The 22827-nt window shown below is 41.9% G+C and carries 21 protein-coding genes; 14 read left to right on the top strand and 7 right to left on the bottom strand.

Annotated elements, in window-relative coordinates; translation table 11 throughout:
- Window positions 1-54: 54 nt before the first annotated feature.
- The 4 genes from P2W73_RS14845 to deoC all read right to left on the bottom strand — a co-directional run bounded on the left by P2W73_RS14845 (window position 55) and on the right by deoC (window position 4225).
- Window positions 55-1008 carry an aldehyde dehydrogenase family protein gene (locus P2W73_RS14845; RefSeq protein WP_276502851.1) on the bottom strand — a complete coding sequence of 318 codons (954 nt, stop codon included), beginning with the start codon at window positions 1006-1008 and terminating at the stop codon, window positions 55-57.
- A gap of 30 nt (window positions 1009-1038) precedes the next feature.
- Window positions 1039-1395, bottom strand: coding sequence for a four helix bundle protein (locus P2W73_RS14840; protein ID WP_276502850.1), 357 nt, complete (start codon window positions 1393-1395; stop codon window positions 1039-1041).
- A 166-nt stretch (window positions 1396-1561) separates the two neighbouring features.
- The gene (locus tag P2W73_RS14835) at window positions 1562-3079 is read right to left on the bottom strand and encodes an aldehyde dehydrogenase family protein (RefSeq protein WP_276502849.1); all 1518 of its coding nucleotides are present in this window, start codon (window positions 3077-3079) and stop codon (window positions 1562-1564) included.
- Between the two features lie 225 nt (window positions 3080-3304).
- Entirely contained in the window at window positions 3305-4225 is a 921-nt protein-coding gene (gene deoC, locus P2W73_RS14830) for a deoxyribose-phosphate aldolase (RefSeq protein ID WP_276502848.1), read from the bottom strand.
- A 226-nt stretch (window positions 4226-4451) separates the two neighbouring features.
- Here deoC and P2W73_RS14825 point away from each other — a divergent pair, with 226 nt between their 5' ends.
- The 5 genes from P2W73_RS14825 to P2W73_RS14805 all read left to right on the top strand — a co-directional run bounded on the left by P2W73_RS14825 (window position 4452) and on the right by P2W73_RS14805 (window position 10185).
- Window positions 4452-7535 carry an amidohydrolase family protein gene (locus tag P2W73_RS14825; RefSeq protein WP_276502847.1) on the top strand — a complete coding sequence of 1028 codons (3084 nt, stop codon included), beginning with the start codon at window positions 4452-4454 and terminating at the stop codon, window positions 7533-7535.
- Window positions 7536-7593: 58 nt separating this feature from the next.
- Window positions 7594-7989 (top strand): four helix bundle protein, encoded by a 396-nt coding sequence (locus tag P2W73_RS14820; protein ID WP_276502846.1) that lies wholly within the window; start codon window positions 7594-7596, stop codon window positions 7987-7989.
- 69 nt (window positions 7990-8058) lie between these two features.
- A complete protein-coding gene (locus tag P2W73_RS14815; protein WP_276502845.1) occupies window positions 8059-9375 on the top strand; it encodes an amidohydrolase family protein in 1317 nt (438 codons plus the stop codon).
- Window positions 9376-9668: 293 nt separating this feature from the next.
- Entirely contained in the window at window positions 9669-9923 is a 255-nt protein-coding gene (locus tag P2W73_RS14810; RefSeq protein WP_276502844.1) for a type II toxin-antitoxin system Phd/YefM family antitoxin, read from the top strand.
- A gap of 1 nt (window position 9924) precedes the next feature.
- On the top strand, window positions 9925-10185 hold the full coding sequence (locus P2W73_RS14805; RefSeq protein ID WP_276502843.1) for a Txe/YoeB family addiction module toxin: 261 nt from the start codon (window positions 9925-9927) through the stop codon (window positions 10183-10185).
- Between the two features lie 95 nt (window positions 10186-10280).
- On the opposite strand, the gene secA is transcribed toward P2W73_RS14805, so the two are convergent.
- Complete coding sequence (gene secA, locus P2W73_RS14800) at window positions 10281-13610, bottom strand: preprotein translocase subunit SecA (RefSeq protein ID WP_276502842.1); 3330 nt, start codon at window positions 13608-13610, stop codon at window positions 10281-10283.
- A 306-nt stretch (window positions 13611-13916) separates the two neighbouring features.
- Here secA and P2W73_RS14795 point away from each other — a divergent pair, with 306 nt between their 5' ends.
- The 4 genes from P2W73_RS14795 to lysA all read left to right on the top strand — a co-directional run bounded on the left by P2W73_RS14795 (window position 13917) and on the right by lysA (window position 17992).
- Window positions 13917-14657, top strand: coding sequence for a hypothetical protein (locus P2W73_RS14795; RefSeq protein ID WP_276502841.1), 741 nt, complete (start codon window positions 13917-13919; stop codon window positions 14655-14657).
- 125 nt (window positions 14658-14782) lie between these two features.
- Window positions 14783-15664, top strand: coding sequence for an ATP synthase F1 subunit gamma (atpG, locus tag P2W73_RS14790; RefSeq protein WP_276502840.1), 882 nt, complete (start codon window positions 14783-14785; stop codon window positions 15662-15664).
- A gap of 239 nt (window positions 15665-15903) precedes the next feature.
- Window positions 15904-16599, top strand: coding sequence for an SMC-Scp complex subunit ScpB (scpB, locus tag P2W73_RS14785; protein ID WP_276502839.1), 696 nt, complete (start codon window positions 15904-15906; stop codon window positions 16597-16599).
- Window positions 16600-16783: 184 nt separating this feature from the next.
- On the top strand, window positions 16784-17992 hold the full coding sequence (lysA, locus tag P2W73_RS14780) for a diaminopimelate decarboxylase (protein ID WP_276502838.1): 1209 nt from the start codon (window positions 16784-16786) through the stop codon (window positions 17990-17992).
- 54 nt (window positions 17993-18046) lie between these two features.
- Here the strand turns inward: lysA and P2W73_RS14775 are convergent, their stop codons facing one another.
- Window positions 18047-18208 (bottom strand): hypothetical protein, encoded by a 162-nt coding sequence (locus P2W73_RS14775; protein WP_276502837.1) that lies wholly within the window; start codon window positions 18206-18208, stop codon window positions 18047-18049.
- Window positions 18208-19077 carry a DUF6263 family protein gene (locus tag P2W73_RS14770; protein ID WP_276502836.1) on the bottom strand — a complete coding sequence of 290 codons (870 nt, stop codon included), beginning with the start codon at window positions 19075-19077 and terminating at the stop codon, window positions 18208-18210. Before P2W73_RS14770 ends, P2W73_RS14775 begins: the two co-directional genes overlap by 1 nt.
- Window positions 19078-19212: 135 nt before the next feature.
- Here P2W73_RS14770 and P2W73_RS14765 point away from each other — a divergent pair, with 135 nt between their 5' ends.
- The 5 genes from P2W73_RS14765 (at window position 19213) to P2W73_RS14745 (ending at window position 22746) form a co-directional block, all read left to right on the top strand.
- Window positions 19213-19395 carry a hypothetical protein gene (locus P2W73_RS14765; protein ID WP_276502835.1) on the top strand — a complete coding sequence of 61 codons (183 nt, stop codon included), beginning with the start codon at window positions 19213-19215 and terminating at the stop codon, window positions 19393-19395.
- A gap of 119 nt (window positions 19396-19514) precedes the next feature.
- Complete coding sequence (locus P2W73_RS14760; RefSeq protein WP_276502834.1) at window positions 19515-20012, top strand: thioredoxin family protein; 498 nt, start codon at window positions 19515-19517, stop codon at window positions 20010-20012.
- 7 nt (window positions 20013-20019) lie between these two features.
- Window positions 20020-20523: a DUF4442 domain-containing protein gene (locus P2W73_RS14755; protein ID WP_276502833.1), complete on the top strand. Its 504-nt coding sequence runs from the start codon at window positions 20020-20022 to the stop codon at window positions 20521-20523.
- Between the two features lie 58 nt (window positions 20524-20581).
- Window positions 20582-21985 (top strand): MBL fold metallo-hydrolase RNA specificity domain-containing protein, encoded by a 1404-nt coding sequence (locus P2W73_RS14750; protein WP_276502832.1) that lies wholly within the window; start codon window positions 20582-20584, stop codon window positions 21983-21985.
- 179 nt (window positions 21986-22164) lie between these two features.
- Entirely contained in the window at window positions 22165-22746 is a 582-nt protein-coding gene (locus P2W73_RS14745) for a DUF4136 domain-containing protein (RefSeq protein WP_276502831.1), read from the top strand.
- Window positions 22747-22827: the final 81 nt, after the last annotated feature.

The raw sequence follows: 22827 nt of genomic DNA, 5'->3' as shown, positions 1-22827 counted from the left end.
TTCAATAAGTTGCGACAACCTCTTAAACCTTTAAACTCCTTGAACTTTTGGAACCTAATACCCGCCGCCGGCTCCCGCAATATTCTCCACGGGGTGCCAGGTGGTTTTTATTTCCTGTGTATCCATGATAAAATAAGGCGATTGTCCTTCGTCACTCATCCAGTTTATTTTATCATAAAAAACAATGCGTTTTACATTCAATGCCGATTTTTCACGCATCATTTTCTGTATGGTAGAATCTTTTTCACAATAAATGGTTGCATTTACGTCCATATGATCGGCAAACCAACTTGCCAGTTCACTCACCTTACCGGTCAGAATATTAACTACTCCACCCGGAAGATCGGAGGAGTTTAAAACTTCTGAAAAAGTAACTGCGCAAAGTGGTTTTGATTCTGAGGCCAATACAACGCAGGTATTACCACCTGCAATAACAGGTGCTACTACCGACACGAGTCCCAACAACGAATCCCCTTGTGGTGCAATAATGGAAACAACGCCGGTAGGCTCTGGAACCGAAAAATTGAAATGCGATGAGGCCACCGGGTTGACGGCACTAAACACCTGCTGAAATTTATCACACCAGCCGGCATACCAGATCAATCTGTCAATAGCCAGGTTCACCTCTTTTTCTGCTTTGGCCCGGGTGCTATCCTGAAATATCAACTCTTCGATAAACTGTGCCTTTCTTCCTTCCAGCATTTCAGCCATCCGGTAAAGTATCTGTCCGCGATTGAAAGCTGCACGACCACTCCATCCACTAACCGCCCCTCTTGCAGCTACGACGGAGTTGCGAAAATCTTTTCTCGAGCTCAGGCAAACATTGGCCAATTTTTTTCCAGCGGCATTCATCGGAATATAATAACGGCCCGATTCAGTGCGGGGAAATTGTCCGCCGATATAAATTTTATAGGTTTTTAAAACTTCAAGGCGTTTGCTGCTGACTGCTTTTTCAAGCCCATTCTCACCGATGGTGAGCGAAGATTTTTTTATTAGTGCTTTACCCATTGTTTAATGAGTTTAAAAGGTTTAATAGGTTTAAAAAGTTTTAGAGTTCTTTTGTTTATACTTTATTCCTTTTGTTTCGGAGTTTTCTAAATAGGTTATGAACTTTTGAATTAGGCTGCTGATCTTCATTGCATGAGCTGCATACATATCGAACTCTGCCTGATTTATATAATTTCTGTCCAATGCTCTATACAGTTGTGATCTTAATTCGCCACAAGATGCTTTTGATGTATATAAATATTGTGTGAATTCTTTATTACCACCTCTTTCAAAGCCTTCGGCGATATTATCCATGATTGATCCTGCAGAACCTTCAACTTGGTTTATCAACCTGTAACTGTGCTTAAACCTGCCATCGTCAATTAAAGTGCCAATTGTTTTGTTCAACTTTCTTGCTTCCTACCAGGAAATAATATCTTCAAATCTTTCAATTTTTGCCATAGTGAAGAGTTTAAAGGTTTAACAGGTTGTTTTTCATTGGTCAAATGAAATTAAATAGAATGAGTTAAACTTATTAAACTCCTTGAACTTCTTAAACCTTTTAAACATCATTTTAAATCAGATTCACATAAGGCAACAATCCATGCAACCCACCCTCTCTTCCAAAACCACTTTCTTTATAACCACCAAAAGGAGAGGAGGGGTCAAATTTGTTAAACGTATTGGCCCAAATCACACCGGCTCTCATCCGTTTCGTCATATTAAATATTTTAGAACCCTTGTCCGTCCATACACCGGCACTTAATCCATAAGGAGAGTTGTTGGCTTTCTCAATCACTTCATCATCGGTGCGGAAAGTAAGAATAGATAATACCGGTCCGAAAATTTCTTCCTGCGCTATCCGGTTGCTTTGCGCCACATTGGTAAACATCGTAGGCCTGCACCAAAATCCTTTGCCCGGTAAAGAGCAATTGCTTTCATACATTTCAGCGCCTTCTTTTTTGCCAATGCCAATATATTTTTGAATCGTCTGTAATTGTTGTTTGGAATTGATAGCGCCGATATCCGTGTTCTTGTCAAGCGGATCACCTACGATCAGTGATTCAATGCGGTCTCTTAATTTTCGAATGACTTCTTTTGCTATTGATTCCTGCACATATAACCTTGAACCGGCGCAGCAAACATGTCCCTGGTTAAAATAAATGCCGTTGATCACGCCTTCTACCGCCTGGTCTATGGGTGCATCTTCAAAAATGATATTCGCAGCTTTCCCGCCAAGCTCCAAAGTGACTTTCTTATCCGTGCCGGCGATAGCTCTTTGAATTATCTTGCCTACTTCTGTAGACCCGGTGAAAGCAATTTTGTTAATGTCGGGATGATTGACGATAGCAGCCCCGGTTTCGCCGGCGCCTGTTATAATATTCACCACTCCCGGCGGCAGATCCGATTCCTGTATGATCTCAGCCAGTTTCAACGCCGTTAAAGAAGTAGTTTCTGCAGGTTTCAACACAACTGTATTGCCTGTTGCCAATGCCGGGGCAATCTTCCACGCTGCCATCAGTAGCGGAAAATTCCAGGGAATAATTTGTCCCGCCACGCCCAACGATTCAGTTCGGCGATTGGGAAACGCATATTCCAGCTTATCGGCCCATCCGGCATAATAAAAGAAATGATTGGCGGCTGTAGGTACATCAAAATCGCGGCTCTCCCGAATGGGTTTACCACCATCCAATGATTCAATGATTGCAAGTTCCCTTGCTTTCTCCTGTATCATTCTTGCAATACGAAAGATATATTTTGCTCTTTCTTTTGCCGGTATTCTTTTCCAAACCTTATCATAAGCATTCCTGGCAGCCGCCACTGCTTTATCAACATCGGCAGCGTTGGACTCGGCTATTTCACTCAATTTTTCTTCATTGGCCGGGTTGATGCTGTCAAAATATTTTTTGGATGATGGCTTTTGCCATTCACCATTTATAAAAAGATCGTATTGCTTATTGATGGTAGCTGCACTCTTGCTTTCCGGAGCCGGTGCATAGGTCCAACTGGTATCAAACTTTAATTTGAGTGTATTCGTTTTCCCGTTCGCATTTTCCGCTTTTGTACGAGATGATTTTTTTGCAACTGGCATAGTTTATTTTTTATGTTACCAGCGACACTAACACGGATCATCGTCTGTTGCGTCGCACACTTCATCGTTCTGTTCGCGAAACCCTCCCGACCTCCCTAAAGGGAGGCCTCCAACACACAGCCCACGCTTTTCGAAAATCACTTTTTATGCTTTTTCTCTAAAACCAATTTGCAATTCATAATGCAAATACGACCTAAGTCTCCCCTTTAGGGGGACAGGGGGTTTCTAATCCACACTAAAATAATTCCCACTCTGGTACAAACCTGTCTCTTCTTTCACAATCTGCATCAACACATCATTGGCCAAACTGCTGGCGCCAAAACGAAACCATTCATTATTCATCCATGCTTCACCTAATACTTCTTTTAGCATCACTAAATAATGTAGTGCCAATTTAGATTTAGAAATACCGCCGGCAGGTTTCATTCCAATCATGGTTCCTGTTTTGTAATAAAAATCCCGAATGGCTTCCAGCATCACCAATGTTACCGGCATCGTAGCCGCTGGTTGAATCTTACCGGTTGATGTTTTTATAAAATCAGCACCTGCATACATAGCGATATCACTGGCTCGTCTTACTTTATCAAAAGTTCCCAGCTCACCTGTTTCTAATATTACTTTTAACCTGGCGTCACCACAAGCTTCTTTGATGGCGGCTATTTCATCAAACACAAAATTGTATTCTCCTGCATGAAATTTGCCACGGCTGATCACCATATCTACTTCATCAGCTCCTTCGCCAACAGCATATTTTGTATCACGGATTTTCACTTCACGTGGAGCCTGCCCGCTGGGGAAAGCTGTAGCTACAGAAGCAACTTTAACTCCTGAACCTTCCAATGCTTTCTTAGCTGTTTTAACCATGGATGGATATACGCAAATAGCAGCAACTGTTGGTAGGCCCGGAACTGCGTCATGCGGGTGAATAGCTTTGTAACAAAGTTGTTTCACTTTACCTTCTGTGTCCTTGCCCTCCAGGGTAGTCAGGTCGATCATATTCAGCACAAGCTTCAACCCGTTCATCTTAGTTTCTTTTTTAATGCTTCTCGTGGTGAAGCGGGCTGCCCGTTCTTCTGCGCCTACCTGGTCTATGCGGGGCGACAAGGCAAAATCAGGAATTGTTGGTAGCGTTTTGGCAATCGCCATAGTATATGTTTAAGAAAGCAAAGGTAGTTAAAGATAAACCCTTATCGCTTATCTAAGCAATGGAGATTGTTATCGGACATCGTGCAAAGATTACCACGTTTTTTCAACTTAAAACTTGCAATTATAAGAGAGGTGTGCCCGGTGGTTTCATTATTTCTTTATATTCGAAATTCCCTTTTCGCAAGAATCACAGAGAAAAATCATCTAATTGAAAAATTTTACTGTAATGAGAAAAACTAAGCTATGCTGTAAGCTCGGCTTTGCAGTGGCCTTTTTTTTGGCGACAGCCAATCTCAGGGCCCAGTCAACGTTTCCGGAAAATGGCGTTGCCGATGCACGACACGGACATTACGCCTTTACCAATGCCAGCATCGTAAAAGATGCTTCTACTACTTTATCAAATGCTACAATGATCATTAAAGATGGAAAAATCGTAGCCGTTGGTGCTAACCTCAAAGCGCCGCCGGGTGCCGTTGAGGTAGATTGTAAAGGCAAATACATTTATCCTTCGTTCATTGACATCTATGCCGATTATGGCACTCCTGTTCCCCAGCGAACGACAACCGGATTCACACCGGGTCAGCAACCCCAATTAACCACTGCCGCAAAGGGTCCTTATGGATGGAACCAGGCTATTAAAAGCGATGTAGACGCCTACAAAGTGTTTGCTGTTGACGAGGCCAAAGCAAACACTTTGCGGGATGCCGGTTTCGGTGCCGTTCTTTCGCATGTAAAAGATGGAATTGCCCGAGGAACGGGTGCAGTTGTTACTTTGGCGAACGAAAAAGAAAACCTGGTGATCATTAAGGAAAGAGCTTCCGCTCATTACTCATTTAACAAAGGAACTTCCACACAAAGTTATCCCGGCTCTATGATGGGTATGATTGCCTTGTTGCGTCAGACATATCTCGATGCACAATGGTATAAAAACAAACCAGCATTGGAAGGGTTTAATCTAAGCTTAAAATCATGGAACGAAACACAGGATTTGCCGCAGGTGTTTGAAGCAAATGACAAATGGAATGACCTGCGTGCCGATAAGATCGGTGATGAATTCGGGGTACAATATATTATTAAAGGCGGTGGCAACGAATACCAACGTATTAAAGAGATGAAAGCTTCCAATGCCACATTTATTATTCCGCTTAATTATCCGCAGGCACAAGATGTGGAAGATCCCACCGATGCAAGATTTGTTTCCTTATCTGCCTTGAAGCATTGGGAAATGGCGCCGACAAATGCTGCGGCATTTGAAAAAGCAGCCATACCTTTTTGTTTAACAACCGCTGATTTGCGTGAGGTAAAAACATTTTTGACAGATCTCCGAACAGCATTTAATTATGGATTATCAGAGGCGGCGGCTTTGACTGCGTTGACAAAAACACCAGCTACTACATTAGGAATTTACGACCAGGTGGGTAGTCTCGACCCCGGTAAATGGGCGAATTTTTTAATTACTTCCGGGCCCGTTTTTAATGAGAAAACAATCATTTGGCAAAACTGGGTGCAGGGAATTAAGCATACCGTAAAGGATGATGCCTGGGGCGATGCTAAAGGTTTGTACAAACTTGTTTTGAATACAACCACCGGTTCTGTCAACTATACACTTGACTTTAAATCGAACAGCAGTGCGAGTATCCTTGCTAAAGACACGATCAATACAAAATTTTTCTTCGATGGTACACAAGTGAAATTAAATTTCTCACCGGAGAGAAAGGGGAATGATTATCGGCTGAGTGGTTTTGTAAGCAGCGATGGATGGATAGGCTATGGTGTTGATACCGCTGGTAACAATATTACCTGGACCGCCAGTTTTGATAAAGCCGGTGTTGCCAAACCAGACAGTGTTCGTCCAAGAAAACAGAGCCCGATTGGCAAAGTCACTTATCCCTTTGAGCCATTCGGCTGGGAAGAAGAACAAGCTCCCAAACAGGAAACTATTCTTATCAGAAATGCAACTGTATGGACCAATGAAAAAGAAGGTGTGTTGCAAAACAGTGATGTATTGATCAAAGCAGGTAAGATATCGGCTGTAGGAAAAAACCTTTCAGATGCCGGTGCTAAAGTGATAGATGGAACAGGCAAACATGTTACACCGGGAATTATTGATGAGCATTCACATATAGCGGCTGCATCAATCAACGAAGGCGGACAAAGTGTAACGTCTGAAGTTCGTATTGCAGATAACCTCAATCCGGATGATGTTGATATTTATCGCCAGTTAAGCGGTGGCGTTACAAGTTCACATATTTTGCATGGCTCAGCTAATGTAATTGGCGGGCAAACCCAGTTGATCAAATTGCGTTGGGGAGCTAATACCGAGGGCCTAAAATTCCAGGGATGGCCTGGCCAGATCAAGTTTGCCCTTGGCGAAAATGTAAAGCGTTCCAACTTTAGTGCAGCAGGTGGCAACAATCGTTACCCTGATACGAGAATGGGAGTGGAGCAGGTTTTGGTAGATGCCTTTACCAGAGCGAAAGACTATCAAAAAGCATGGAAAGAATATGAAGCCGGAAAAAGTAAAAAAGCCCGCCTGAATGGCGCAGTCGGGCAGGGATCAACAGCAGTTGCTCCAAGACGTGATCTCGAATTAGATGCTCTCGTCGAAATTTTAGAAAACAAGCGTTTTATCACCTGCCATTCCTATGTGCAAAGTGAAATAACCAGTTCCATAGAGATCGCCAACCGAATGGGATATAAGTACAATACATTTACGCATATCCTCGAAGGTTATAAAGTGGCCGATAAAATGAAAGAACACGGATCCAATGCATCAACTTTTTCTGACTGGTGGGCCTACAAAGTTGAAGTGGAAGATGCTATTCCTTATAACGCAGCTATCATGCAAAAAATGGGGTTGAATGTTGCTATCAATTCTGATGATGCAGAGATGGCCCGCCGGCTAAACCAGGAGGCGGCAAAAATTGTGAAATATGGTGGTGTATCCGAAGAGGAGGCCCTTAAAATGGTTACGTTAAATCCTGCGAAGATGCTGCATGTGGATGATAAAGTGGGTAGCCTCAAGAATGGTAAAGATGGCGACGTAGTGGTGTGGAGTGATAACCCCCTGAGCATTTACGCCAAATCATTATATACCATTGTTGATGGAACCATTTATTTTGACCGTCAAAAGGATGAGCAAATGCAAAAGATAGTAGACGTAGAAAGAGACCGCATTATCCGTAAAATGAACAGCGAAAAGAAAAGCGGTAGTCCGGTTCAGCCTGCTCAGCCGACTTACAGGATCATGCACACCTGCAGTGATCACCAGCATAGCCACGGTTTGTTGACAGTAAATGCAGAAGAATAGTTCAGCAGTTCAATTGTTCCAGTGGTTCACATGTTGTTTTAAATCGAAAATCAATTTTATGGCTACTTTCAAAAGGTTCGAAGAAATAATTTCCTGGCAAAAAGCAAGAGAGCTTAATAAAATTCTTGGAAAGCATATTGATGGCGGAAAGTTTAAGAAGAGTTATAAACTGATCAGCCAGATTGAAGGTTCTGCAGGTTCCATTATGGATAATGTTGCAGAAGGTTTTGAAAGAGGAGGCAATAGAGAATTTATTCAGTTCCTTTATATCTCAAAAGGTTCATGCGGAGAATTCAGGTCACAGCTATATAGGGCAATGGACAGAGAATATCTTTCCCAAAGCGAGTTTGAAGAGTTGTATGATATGGCCATGGAAACAATAGTACTCTTGCAAAAGCTGATCAATTATCTTGAAGAATCGGAATTAAAAGGCGCAAAATATAAGAACCGGTAAACAATAGTGAGTTCCGGAGTTAAAGAACTTGTGAACCTCTGGAACCAGTAAACTTATTAAACTTATAAAATGAGAAAGTTTTTTTTAATAACCTTTTTAATAACTGCGATAGTTTCTTTCGCACAGGAAACAGTTTACCCGGCCAAGGACAATAAAGGCCTGACATTTATAAAAAATGCGACCATTCATACGGGCAATGGCAAAGTGATCGAAAACGGGACCATTAAAATAAGTAACGGTAAAATTGAAGAAGTAGGAACCAACATTGTAATTCCGGCAGGCGATGTGTCTGTTGTCGATGCCAAAGGCAAAAATGTTTATCCCGGACTTATATTACCTGTCAGCAGTCTCGGCTTGATTGAAATTTCTGCTGTTCGGGCCAGTAATGATGTTAGGGAAATAGGGGATATGAATCCGGGTGTTCGCAGTATTGTGGCCTATAACACCGATTCAAAAGTGATCAATACACTTCGTTCCAATGGAATATTACTGGCGAGTATAGTACCACAAGGAAGCCTTATTGCTGGTTCATCGTCTGTTGTGCAACTGGATGCATGGACATGGCAGGATGCAGCTTATGCAACCGATGAGGGCATGCATTTGTATATGCCATCCCTGATGCCTCGTCCACGTTTTGGCGGATCCGGAGGAGGCCGCTCACAACAACCCGAAACCGATCCGGTGAAGGAAGGGTTGGAAAAAATGGACCAGGTAAAAACTTTTTTTAAGGAAGCAAAGGCTTACCTGGCTTCTCCGGTAAAAGAGCAAACCAATTTAAAGTTTGAAGCGGTGAAAGGGCTGTTCAGTAAAAAACAAAAGCTATATGTTCATGCCAATACCACTAAGCAAATGCTGGTAGCACTGGATCTGGCAAAGGAATTTTCCTTCGATCTTGTCATAGTAGGAGGTAGTGACAGCTGGCAAATTGCCGATTTGCTGAAACAGAATAATGTCTCTGTTATCTTAACTCAACCGCATAATCTGCCGACACTGGATGATGACGATGTTGATCAACCGTATAAAACAGCAGCGATGCTGCAGAAGGCCGGAGTTCTTTTTTCAATAGCTGATGATGATGGACAAACCCGTGGTCGTAACTTGGCGTTTAACGCGGGAACAGCAGCTGCTTATGGTTTGACAAAAGAAGAGGCTTTGCAAGCCATTACTTTAAATGCTGCTAAGATTTTGGGTGTTGCAGATAAAACGGGTAGCATTGAGCCAGGAAAAGATGCGAATATTATTGTAAGCGAAGGTGATATTCTTGATATGCGGACAAGTGTGGTGACCGATGCCTTTATACAGGGCCGCAAAATTGATTTGACCGATAAGCAGAAATTGCTGAATGAACGCTACAATCAAAAGTATAATTTGAAAAAACCGTTTTAAGAGGAGTATTAGGTTAATAGCCCTTGGCCTAAAATAAGAACAGCCCCGGAAACCCCGGGGCCGTTCTTTTTCCAACCGTCCATTGTTGAATATTATTGATTCGCTGATCTTCTGTTTCGTAGATTTCCCATCTATTGCCTTGCTCTCACTTCGTAATCTGCCACAAATCTAATGTTGGGTTTACGACTAGACAATAGTAAAAATACTTTAATTGGAGAAAGTTAATAATTGGTGGATAAGCAAAGCAGTCAAATGTAAATGCCTAAATTCGTACTTAATTAAGTACTTTTTTTATGAAGGTGGTGAACTATACTGAATTTAGAAACAAGCTGGCAGAAAATCTCAACCTCGTTAATGAAGACAACGAAATCATGATTGTATCCAGGAGCAAAGGGAAGAATGTAGTGGTAATGTCGCTTGAAGAATATAATGCCATCCAGGAAACGCTGCATTTAGGTAGCAGCAAAGCCAACCGCAAAAGACTCGATGAGGCTATTGCCGAAATGAATACCGGAAAGCACCTGAAAAACAAACTTATTAACCGGTGAGATGGAGTTAGTCTGGCAAACCCACGCCTGGGAAGATTATTTGTACTGGCAGCAAACCGATAAAAAAGTGTTGGAGCGGATCAATGATTTGATAAAGGATACTTTGCGCAATCCTTTTAAAGGTATTGGTAAACCTGAGCCATTGAAAGGTCCTTATTCGGGTTGCTGGAGCCGTAGGATCACTGATGAACATCGTTTGGTATATGCAGTCAGAGATAAGAGGATTCACATTTTACAGTGTAGATTTCATTATGAAAAGTAATGGAGGGTTAAGATGAATCTAAGCATAGGCCATTGCTACTTACTAATAAAAAAATCCCGGACAAATGCCCGGGATTTCTATTAAAAGAAAAATTGTTAAGCATCCTTTCCATGGCAATTTTTGTACTTCTTACCACTACCACAAGGACAAGGATCGTTTCTTCCTATTTTAGGTCCTACTTTCACAGGCTCCTGTTTCACCGCTGGTCCGGCGCCACCGGGTTCAAAACGGTCTCTTTCATTGGCTGCATAATCTTCACCGGCTGTTTCCACTTCCTCTTTATTGGCTCTCATCTTACTGTAATCCGTTTTTTCAGGACGTCCCTCTCTTAGCGGAGCATGTTCCTGTTGCACTGGTATAGCGGCATGGCTAAGGAATGAAACAATATCTTTATTGACCTCCGCATCCATATTCTTAAACTGCTGGAAGGCTTCCACCTTGTAAATAACCAACGGATCTTTTTGCTCCAAATAAGCAGTCTGTACACTTTGCTTCAAATCATCCATAGCCCGCAGGTGTTCTTTCCAGGCCTCATCAATAACAGTCAGGGTGATGGTTTTTTCCAAAGAGCCAGCCAACTCTTCTCCGTTTGTGCTAAGTGTTTTATCAAGTGAGGCCAGCACATTCAAACCTTTGCGGCCATCAGAGAAAGGAACCACTACGTTTTCTATATGACTTCCCTGTGTAAGCCGGATATTTTTGAAAACAGGAATAGCCTGATGTTTCAGCGCATCCTTGTGTTTGGTATAATTATCTGTGGCTTCAGTGTACAATTGATCAATGATTGTATTCAGGTCGCCTTTTTTGAATTCATCTTCTGTGATCTTTGTATCCAATCCGAAGTTGACGATACAGGCCATTTTGAAGCCTTCAAAATCTTCCTGTTCCCGGAAGCCACTGATCAAACCTTCGGCAACTACTGAAAAGGCATTATCAATATCGAGTGCTAAACGTTCGCCAAACAAGGCATGCTGGCGTTTGCCATAGATCACATTCCGTTGTTTGTTCATTACATCATCATATTCCAGCAAACGCTTCCGGATGCCGAAGTTGTTTTCCTCCACTTTCTTCTGTGCCCGTTGAATGCTGTTACTGATCATGCTGTGCTGGATCACATCGCCTTCCTTATAACCAAGCTTGTCCATCATAGAAGCGATACGTTCGCTACCGAACATCCGCATCAGATCATCTTCCAGTGATACATAAAATTGTGAACTACCTGGGTCGCCCTGGCGCCCTGCACGACCACGCAGCTGCCTGTCTACACGGCGGCTTTCATGTCTTTCCGTACCAATAATGGCTAACCCCCCTGCTTCTTTCACACCCGGCCCGAGTTTGATATCAGTACCACGACCGGCCATGTTGGTAGCGATCGTCACTGCTCCGGCGAAACCTGCTTCAGCCACCACCTGTGCTTCTTTCAGGTGTTGTTTTGCATTCAATACATTATGCGGAATCTTTTTCTGTTGCAGCATCCGGCTAAGCAGCTCACTGATCTCAACGGAAGTAGTACCAACCAGCACGGGACGACCGCCATTGCGCAGGTTTTCAATTTCGTCGATAACAGCTTTATATTTTTCCCGTTTGGTTTTATAAACAAGATCCTGCTTGTCATCCCGAATCATTTTAAGATTGGTGGGAATGCTGACAACATCCAGTTTGTAAATACTCCACAATTCAGCCGCTTCGGTTTCAGCTGTACCGGTCATACCGGCCAGCTTGTGGTACATCCTGAAATAGTTCTGTAAAGTGATGGTAGCATAGGTTTGCGTAGCTGCTTCGATCTTTACGTTCTCTTTTGCTTCCAGTGCCTGGTGCAAGCCGTCACTATAACGACGGCCTTCCATGATACGGCCTGTTTGTTCGTCAACAATTTTGATAGCCCCATCAATGATGACGTATTCAACATCTTTTTCAAATAAAGTATAAGCTTTCAGCAATTGCTGAACGGTGTGAATACGATCTGCTTTTTGAGCGTAATCATTCAACAAAGATTCTTTCTGTTGTAATTTTTCTTCAGCCGCGGCTTCACTCTTTTCTACTTCCGCCAGTTTTACCCCAATATCAGGTAAAACGAAAAACTCAGGATCTTCTCCTGTTTTAGTGATTAGGTTTAATCCTTTATCGGTCAGGTCAACTGAATTATTTTTTTCATCGATATGGAAAAGTAGTTCTGCATCTACGATATGCATATTACGCATCTGGTCCTGGAGGTAATAATTTTCTGCCTTTTGCAGTTTTACTTTATTACCGGGCTCGCTGAGATATTTAATCAACGGGCCATATTTAGGTAAACCACGAAATGCCCTGAATAAATGAAGACCTCCCGTTTTAGGATCATCTTCTCCTTTTTCGATCAACTTTTTGGCTTCATTCAAAGCATTACGAACAATACGTTCCTGCTCCTGAACTATTTGTTGAATTCTTGGTTTGTGAACATGATATTGCTGGTCCTCACCGCGGGCTACAGGACCTGAAATGATCAATGGCGTCCTGGCGTCGTCAATCAACACCGAGTCCACCTCATCCACCATGGCAAAATGGTGTTTGCGTTGCACCATTTCTTCCGGTGTATGCACCATATTATCACGCAAATAGTCAAAACCAAATTCGTTGTTGGTGCCATAGGTAATGTCAGCGAGATAGGCTTGTCTTCTTTCTTCAGTGTTGGGTTGGTGTTTATCAATACAGTCGACCTTTAACCCCAGCCATTCGAAGATAGGGCCATTCCATTCCTGGTCACGACGGGCCAGGTAGTCATTCACTGTAACGATATGAACTCCTTCTCCGGGCAATGCATTCAGATAAGCAGGCAAAGTAGATACAAGGGTTTTACCCTCACCGGTGGCCATCTCTGCAATTTTTCCGGAATGCAATACTGCGCCACCAATCAATTGCACATCGTAGTGCAACATGTTCCAGGTAACCTGTCCACCACCAGCGGTCCAGGTATTTTTATAAATAGCTTTGTCGCCATCGATAGTGATATAATCTTTTTTTACACTCAGGTCGCGGTCCAATTGTGTAGCTGTTGCAATTACTTCGGTGCTCTCTTTAAAGCGGCGGGCTGTTTCCTTGACAACGGCAAAGGCTTCGGGAAGAATTTCTTCCAGCGCTTCTTCAATCTTTTTATCCCGGTCTTTTTTTAATTTATCTACTTCCTGGTAAATAGCATCCTTTCCCAGTAAGTCACTAAAAGGAAGTTCTTCAGCTTGCTTATTTTTTGATGCAATAGTTTCATCGATGGATGATAAATGTGATTGTATACGCTGGCGAAACTCCTGCGTTTTATGTCGAAGCTGGTCGTTGCTTAATGTAGCGAAGCCTGCAAAATGCTGGTTGATTTTTTGAACAACAGGAAGAATTTTTTTTACGTCCTTATCTGATTTGTTACCACCAAACAGCTTTGAGAGAAAACCAATCATATTGATGTGTTATTGAGTATTGTAGAAATTCAACTATTTGAGAAATATTACCCGGTCAAAAAGAATGCTATTATTTTCTATAAGCCAATTTGACAGAGCCTGCTCCGATGTTCGGAGGGGAGCAAAGATAATGGAAATGAAGGAGGGATGATAAGGGAAATGACTTTGCCGGTCGTGGAAACTCCGGGCTGATATTTTTCATAAGTACTTATTTTGCAGTGCCTTTTTGTGGCTACGGGATTTGAACGATAAATAAGCCAATGGGATATAAAACCAGGTTTTAACGAGCCATTACAAGAAACTATAATGAATAATCGGAAGATTTTTGGGATAGACCGCGGTTTGATAGGATTTCTGCCTTTACTTGTTTGTATTGCGGCCTGCAATAATAATGGAAAGATGCCTGTCGACAAGATTCCCAATCCTAAATCCCTTTATTTTGATTACAAAATTTGGGGTGATGAAGAGTCGGGCATGATTACGCTGAATTTGCAATATCGCCCCGGCAGCAATGAAGGCATACCGGTGAGCTTAGTACCGCCGGCCAATGTCACCCTGGATGGTTACCAGATCGAGCCTGACAGCTCAAAAATGAATGGCGTTTATTACGAGCTTAATATCCCGGTGCAGGATTTTGCCGGGCCCCACGAGATATTATATACTGATATGGAAGGCCGGCAATACAAAGAGAGATTTGAGTTTCCAGTCATCTCATTGAAGACGGAGCTTCCAAAAATAATAACCCGGAAAGACCTCAATTTTGAATTGGCGGGTCTTGACACACTCGATTTTGTGCGAACAATAGTTACCGATACTACTTTTTATGGCCGGGGAATTGACCGGGTGGACACGGTTCGCAACGGTTTGGTCACCATTAGCCGGGCTGCTTTGAAAAATTTGAGAAACGGGCCTGTTTACCTGGAATTTTATAAAGAAGAGGGGTGGCCGTTGAAAGAAACGAAGTCGGCAGGTGGCCGTTTTACCCTGACTTACGTGGTGAAAAGGGTTTTTGAACTGAAAGACAGCGTCAATTTAGAAGGCAAATAGTTTGTTTTCAGGCTTTATCCACAGGTGTCCGGATTTTCAGTTGGAATATGGAAAATCAGTAATCAGCCCATACCTTTGCGCCTGCCCGCCGGTAGGCAGGGCCGTAAAATTTCAAAATACATAGAATGGCCGGTCAGTTAAAAGAGGTTCGTAACCGCATCAAATCAGTTCAAAGTACGCAGCAAATCACCAAAGCCATGAAAATGGTAAGTGCCGCTAAATTGCGCCGGGCACAGGATGCTATCATTCAAATGCGGCCTTATGCACAGAAACTGCAGGAATTATTAAGCAACATCGTCAGCAATAGCGAAGGTGAAGTAGGAATGAAGCTGGCAACAGAACGACCGGTCGAAAGAGTGCTGCTGATTGTTATTACCAGTGACCGCGGCTTAGCCGGTGCTTTTAATGCCAACCTGATCAAGCTGACAAAAGCAACCATTACTGAAAAGTATTCCAACCAGTTTCAAAAAGGTAATGTCACTATCTGGAACATTGGTAAAAAAGGCTACGAGCATTTCACCAAGAACAACTTTAAAACCGACGCGACACATAAGGATATTTTTCTCCACCTCACTTTTGAAAATGTTCAAAAAGCATCGCGGTCAGCCATGAAGGCTTTTGAAGAAGGAAAATATGATGTAGTAGAAATTGTTTATAGCCAGTTTAAAAATGCCGCCACGCAGCGATTTGAGGTGGAGCGGTTTCTGCCAATACCTAAAGTGCAGAAAAAAGAAGGAGATAAGAAAGCTGATTTCATTTATGATCCTTCAAAGGAAGAGCTGTTGGCTGAGTTGATGCCGAAGATTCTTAATACGCAATTATACAAAGCCGTTCTTGATTCCAATGCATCTGAACATGGTGCCCGTATGACGGCAATGGATAAGGCCAGCGAAAATGCCAATGAAATGTTGCGGACTCTCAAGATTTCTTATAATAGGGCAAGGCAGGCAGCCATTACGACAGAGCTCACAGAAATTGTAAGTGGCGCGGCGGCACTCCAGGGATAAAGCCTCCTGTCCTCCGCCGCGGCGGAGAACTTAGGTCGTGAATGTTTTACCCAATTGTTGTTTTATCGAATTGAAATGTTGATAACTGGGTTTTCATCTGCAACGCCGTAAGTGTATTTTCGACCCTTGGTATTATTATTGAGCGCTTTAATAAATTTTAATAATCACTTTACTACTATTGAACTGGATTTTTCAAACATAGTGAAGTTCTAAAAGCCCCTTTAGGGGTTTGGGGTTTTATGGAAATAACAAATCTGATACCGCATATTGAAGCATTGATCTTTGCCAGCGATAAGCCGTTGACCAGCCTGGAAGTAACAGAGCTTTTGAATAATGCTTTTGGTTTTATGGAAGATAAAATTTCATTGGACCAGGTGGAAGCTGCCGTAGACGGAATCACAGAAAAATATAGTTCGGAGTTTTATCCTTTCGAAATGCGCCAAAGCGGTGGTGGATGGCAATTCCTGACAAAAAAAGACTATCATAAAACCATCGCGCAGCTGAATGGTGAAAAGTTTTTAAAACGGTTATCGTCTGCAGCATTGGAAACTTTGTCGATCATTGCCTATAAGCAACCGGTAACAAAGGGTGAAATAGAGGCTATCCGTGGTGTAAGCTCCGACTATGCTGTTCAGAAGTTATTGGAAAAAGAGCTGATCATCATTAGTGGCCGAAATGAAAAATTGCCCGGCCATCCATTAGTATATTCTACGTCGAAGAACTTCATGGATTATTTTGGTATTAATTCAGCAGACGATCTGCCAAAGATCAAAGAGGTGTTGGCCGATCAAATAGTGGAGCCCACTGTTATAAAGGATGCTGAAATTACCGATGAAGAAACAAAAACTTCAGAAGGAGAAGGTGGCGAGGAGGTGGTAATGCTTTCCGTAACAGAGGACGGTGAATTGGTCGATAAATCGGAGAACCAGGAATAAGCCCCCCTAAATTCTCCCGACATATCGGGAGGACTTGCAACACACAGCCCCGATAATCGAATACCCAGCACAACAAGCAAACTATCTTGTAGCAAGACCAATAATAAAAAATTTCAAAAACCTGAATTGTGTTTAGGTGGCCTCCCTTTGGAAGGGGCTTTACCGAACCGTATCTTCGCCAACTATGTCCGAACAACTAACACCGAAAGAGTTAATACAAATTGCCCGGGATTTTGGAACGCCGGTTTATGTTTACCATGCTGAAAAGATTTCAGCTCAATATAAAAAGCTGACCGATGCGTTTAACAGCAGTAATACTGTATTTTTTTATGCCTGTAAGGCACTAACCAATATTAGTGTTCTTAAACATATTCGTTCACTCGGCGCCAGTATTGATTGCAGTTCGGTAAATGAGGTGAAGTTAGCGCTGCACGCAGGCTTTGCTCCAAGGAATGTTTTATACACCTCCAATGGAATTGGATTTGATGAAATCGCAGAGGCTAAAGAGTTGGGCGTAAATATTAATATCGATAGCTTATCCAACCTTGAAAAATTTGGTAAAGCCTATGGGCACAGTTACCCGGTGGGCATTCGCTTGCGTCCCAATATCATGGCCGGAGGTAATTTAAAAATCTCAACCGGTCATGATAAAAGCAAATTTGGCATCCCGGTAGAACAGTTGGATCAATTGCTTGAGATCATTCAACAACAAAACATTTATATCAATAACCTGCATATTCACACCGGAAGTGAAATAAAGGATGTGGACGTTTTTGTGAAAGGCATCGAAGTGTTGTTTGACATTATTCCGCATTTTAAAGAGCTGCGATCAATTGATTTGGGCGGAGGTTTTAAAGTGCCTTATAAATCAGGTGATGCGGAAACGGACATTGAACTGCTGGCACAAAAAGTAAAAGAAGACTTCGATAGTCATCCACAGGCAAAAAATCTGCAAATATGGTTTGAGCCCGGTAAGTTTTTAGTAAGTGAATGTGGCTATTTCGTGGCGCAGGTCAACGTATTGAAAGAAACCGCGGCTACTACATTTGTAAGTATCAACAGCGGTTTTAATCATTTGATAAGGCCGATGTTTTACGACTCCTATCATCGCATTGAAAATATCAGCAATCCATCTGGTTCAGAAAGAAAATATTCCGTTGTTGGTAATATTTGCGAAACCGACACTTTTGCCTGGGACAGGCAATTGCATGAAGTAAGGGAAGGCGATTATCTGGTTTTTTATAATGCCGGTGCTTATGGCTTTGAAATGTCTTCTAATTTTAATTCAAGATATAAACCTGCTGAAGTGTTGGTGAAAGATGGAAAAGCTTCATTGATCAGGAAAAGAGATGAGTTTGCCGACCTGTTACGTAACCAACTTATCGCTGAATAAAAAGCCTCACATAGAATTTATCGATAGCAAATTATTTTCCGTGTTAAAGAAAATTTAAGGAATAAGATCGTCCTCGTCATCCTGCTTTCTGCTTTGACGATGTTTGCGAATATTAAACCGCCGATCTCGTGGCTTCTTCTTTGGCCCACTGCCCATTAGTTTCCATACAAGGTAAACGCCCAGTACAACGATTATAAGTATGATGGAAATATCCACTACTCGGATTTTACTTGAATAGTGATGGAGCTTCTGGATGTCACAGGCATGGTTCCACCCATTGCTTCCATTGTACCGTTTGATTCGGTAGTGATTGTCTTGCGGATGAGAATTCCTGTTGCTCCTTCTATAACGATGTTCCCGGAGCTGTTGTTATTCATGGTGGTAACAGCTTCTCTACCCATCATCATTGTTTTGGATGTGCTTGACCCCGTGCTGGTGAATGTTACAACAATGGTGGAGTCGGTAATATCAGACAATGTATAAGTCGTTTTTAAATTGCCGGTTTCAGTTTTTATCGAATCGGTCCATGACTCACCGCGGCTTATTTCTTTTGCTGGTAAAACTTTAAAAAAACTGGGATCACCTTTTCGTGGGGGATAAGTCATGGCGGTAATATCCTTAATCATACCTGCTACCATGGTAGTTTTTTCATCGGGGTTAACAACTTCTATTTTTACAGGTTTTGCCTGTAGTACTATACCAGTTCCATCAATGGTTAATTCATATTTTTTGCCCAGGATATTTTTTACATACTCGCCAAACTGGCTGGCTGTATCATCCGGGTTTTCTGAATTGAAAGAATGCTTCTGACCCATACCTTCAAAATCAAAATTCAATTTTTCATTTTCATGAAGCAGAGTAGTGCTGTTGTCACTGGCAGCTGAAACTTTATATGAATGTACAGCGGAGCCTTCACTAGAGAAATCGATGGCTTTACCCATCGCTTGTTGGGTAACGACAGTTTTTAAATCTATTTGAATCGTCAGCTTTTGCCCTTCTGTGAATTGTAACTTACCCTGCACACTTTGTGCATAGGTAACAGTACCTGATACAAGCAGGAATAGATACAAGAAAACCTTTTCCATCCGGTAATATCTCATTTATCAAAAGTGACGAAACTTATTTGAAAATGGTGGGTCTTGTCAAAAAAATAAGTAATTGTGATGGCGATTCGTATATCAAATGAACTTATTACATTTAAATACTAAAATTAGCTGTTTATGCGTATCAGGGTGACTGACGATCCGCAAGATCAAAACCCGGATGATTTTAATGACGGCCGGGTGGCGGCGGTAACCGGCCAAATTTTCAGGACGATGGAGGTCTTTTCTCTTTTTTGCCAAGGTTGCTTGGGCTTTTCGGGGCGGGTAGCAACAATTGTAGCGTTTGATAAAATAAATTAAGTTCATCCTGCATTGATCGGCGCAGAAGTTAATTTGCCACATGAGAGGCTTAGATTTGTATTCAGACGCCGAACAATGACGAATAAAAATGTTTATTCTTTTAATATTCTAAGTACAATATGAAAAAAATCATTATTCTTTGGATCGCTGTTTTCTTTACAGGTGTTTCCTTTTCCCAGGACATGAAATCCTTCAAGCTGTATAAGCCGGAAGAAAATGCGGAGAAAAAAATTGCTGACGCGGTAAAACAAGCTAAAGCAGAGGGTAAAAATGTATTTGTTCAGATCGGTGGTAACTGGTGTATCTGGTGTGCACTATTTAATGACATTGCTACCACAGATAAGTCGATCGATTCCGTGATTAAAGCCAATTACGTTGTATATCATCTTAATTATAGTAAAGAAAATAGGAATGAAAAATTGTTGGCAAAATATGCTTTTCCGCAGCGCTTCGGCTTTCCTGTATTTCTTATTTTAAACGGAAAAGGAGAGCTGATACATACTCAAAATTCTGTTTACCTTGAGGAAGGCAAAGGTTATAATACAAAAACGGTGATCGGTTTTTTAAATGACTGGTCATCCAAGGCATTGGATCCAAAACAGTATAAGGAACAATAATGAATTAATGAATCCCGGCACTCCATCCTTTATCAAACTCATCAATCATCCTCTTAAGTTCAGGATATTTTTATTATTCAGGTTGCCAAGTGCTTTTTTTTGCGGTGTCCGGGTTCGTGCAATGGATGAAAAACATTGCGTAGTGGCAGTACCATATAAATGGTTTTCACAAAATCCTTTTCGTTCCACTTATTTTGCCTGCTTGTCGATGGCGGCAGAAATGAGTACAGGTGTATTGGCTATGGCGCATGTATACAAACGTAATCCGTCAATCTCCATGCTGGTAGTAAAAGTAGAGTCTGAATACTTTAAAAAAGCAGTTGGCAAAACAACATTTATTTGTGAAGACGGAGATGCATTGCACCGAACAATTGAGGAAAGTATTTCAACCGGCGAAGGAAAAATCTTCAGGGCAAAATCAGTGGGTAAAAATGCAGCCGGTGAAATTGTTGCAGAGTTTTATATTACATGGTCGTTTAAGGCGAAACCCCCAGCCCCTAAAGGGGAGTAAAGGAGGTATCAAATTGTATTAATTCAATAAACAAAATTCCCCTTTAGGGGACAGGGGTATGAAAATAGCATTTCACGGCGCAGCAAGAACTGTTACCGGTTCCAAGCATTTACTGACTTTAAAAAATGGTAAAAGAGTTTTACTCGACTGCGGCATGTTCCAGGGAATGGGAGCGGAGACGGACGCATTTAACAGGGATTTCGGGTTTGAGCCATCTTCAATTGATGTTATGATCCTTTCACATGCCCATATCGATCATAGCGGTTTAATACCCAAATTGGTCAAAGATGGTTTTGAAGGTAAAATATATTGCACTTCCGCCACCAGGGAGCTGACAAAAATTTTATTAGAGGACTCGGGCGAGATACAGGAAAGTGATGTGAAGTATACCAATAAAAAAAGATTGGTAGAAGGTCAACCTTTGTTGCGACCACTTTATACCATTGAAGATGCAAAGAATACGTTCGACCATTTTATAGAGGTGAAGTATAATGAATGGTTTCCGGTGATTGAAGATGTAGAAGTATTCTTCACGGATGCAGGACATATCATTGGAAGTGCCTGTGTACATTTAAGAATAAACGAAAATGGACGACAACGGCAGCTCACATTCAGTGGTGATGTAGGGCGTTACCGCGACGTTATCTTAAAATCACCGGAAATTTTTCCGCAGGCTGATTTTATTCTTTTAGAGTCAACTTATGGCAACAGCCTGCACGAGGAAATGGTGACTACACCCGACCATTTGCTGGAATGGATCAACAAAACCTGCTTGCAAAAACAAGGAAAGCTGATCATGCCGGCTTTCAGTGTGGGCAGAACGCAGGAAATTTTATATGCACTGAATCAACTGGAAAACGAAAACAGGTTACCCAAACTGGATTATTTTTTAGACAGCCCATTGAGCCAGGAGGCTACTGAATTGGTGAAGCGATACCCGCAGTATTTCAACCGATATATCCAGCAAATCTTAAAATCAGATGCCGATCCTTTTTCTTTTACCGGGTTGAAATTTGTAAAAACAGTGGAACAATCCAAGATGCTCAATTTCAGAAACGAGCCTTGTGTCATTATTTCTGCGAGTGGAATGGCAGAGGCAGGCCGGGTAAAACATCATATCAGTAATAATATTGAAAATAGCCGCAACACAATTTTGCTCACCGGTTATTGCGAACCCAATTCGCTTGGCGGCCGTTTAATAGCAGGAGCCAAAGAAGTCTCTATATTTGGCGTTCGTCACGAAGTGCATGCGGAGGTTGGAGCAATCCGCAGTATGAGTGCACATGGTGATTATGAAGACCTGAGTCAGTGGCTCGCCTGTCAAAACCCGCGGGAAGTGGAGAAATTATTTCTCGTTCATGGGGAATATGATGTGCAGCAGGCCTTTAAGGACAGGCTTGTTCGAAAAGGCTTTGTCGACATAGAAATACCTCCACGTCATTATGAAATAGGCCTCGGATAGGTCGTTTTGACAGCCATTCGTTACTGGTTTGTTAATTCAGTTGTTGTAGCTCAGAGTGCAGCACTTTTCTGCATAGTTACACGTTTAACTTTCACATCTCGTTAATAATCCCGGCATAGATTTTATCGTTTATTATGTGATAACAAGAAAATAAATCACTAATAAAAAGGAGTAAAGCCATGATGCGGAATTTGAAACTGTGGAGCGGAGTTCTCGGTATCGTCTTCTTGCTTGCAAGTTGTGCTTCCACAGCTCATATTGAAAAAGACGATAACACAGATTTTACGAAGTATAAAACATATGCCTGGGTAGAAAAGGAAGGAACTAAAAAGGATCGGAAAAATGACCTGGCAGAACAAAAAATTCGGGATGCTGTGAATAAAGAATTAGAAAAAACAGCGGGTTGGAGAGAATCAAAAAAAGATCCCGATGTATTGCTGAGTTATGACGTGCTGGTTGAAAGAGCCGTCAGGCAGGAATCAGAGCCAGTTTATTCGAATCCCTTTACCCGTACATTTTACAACCCTTATTCACGTCGATTCTACAGGGTATATTATCCTTCCCGTTTCGTCGGATATGATAATTATGATGTGAATACCCGTGAAGGAACCATAACAATATCTATGATCGATGCCAATACTGAAAAAACAGTTTGGCAGGGTTGGGCTACAGACGAAGTCGGTAGCAGACACATGACCACAAAAGAAATCCAGAATAGTGTAAAAGCCATTTTCAGGAAATTCGATATTGCGAAAAACTAATTTTTAGATCAAGGACGGTTGGAAGGACTAGCCCCGGACAATAAAGTTCCGGGGCTTACTTTTTCTGGAAAGATTTTTTGA

The sequence above is a fragment of the Terrimonas pollutisoli genome (assembly GCF_029360765.1).
GTDB classification, from domain to species: Bacteria; Bacteroidota; Bacteroidia; order Chitinophagales; family Chitinophagaceae; genus Terrimonas_B; species Terrimonas_B pollutisoli.
This window is presented reverse-complemented; position numbering and strand designations above follow the sequence as displayed.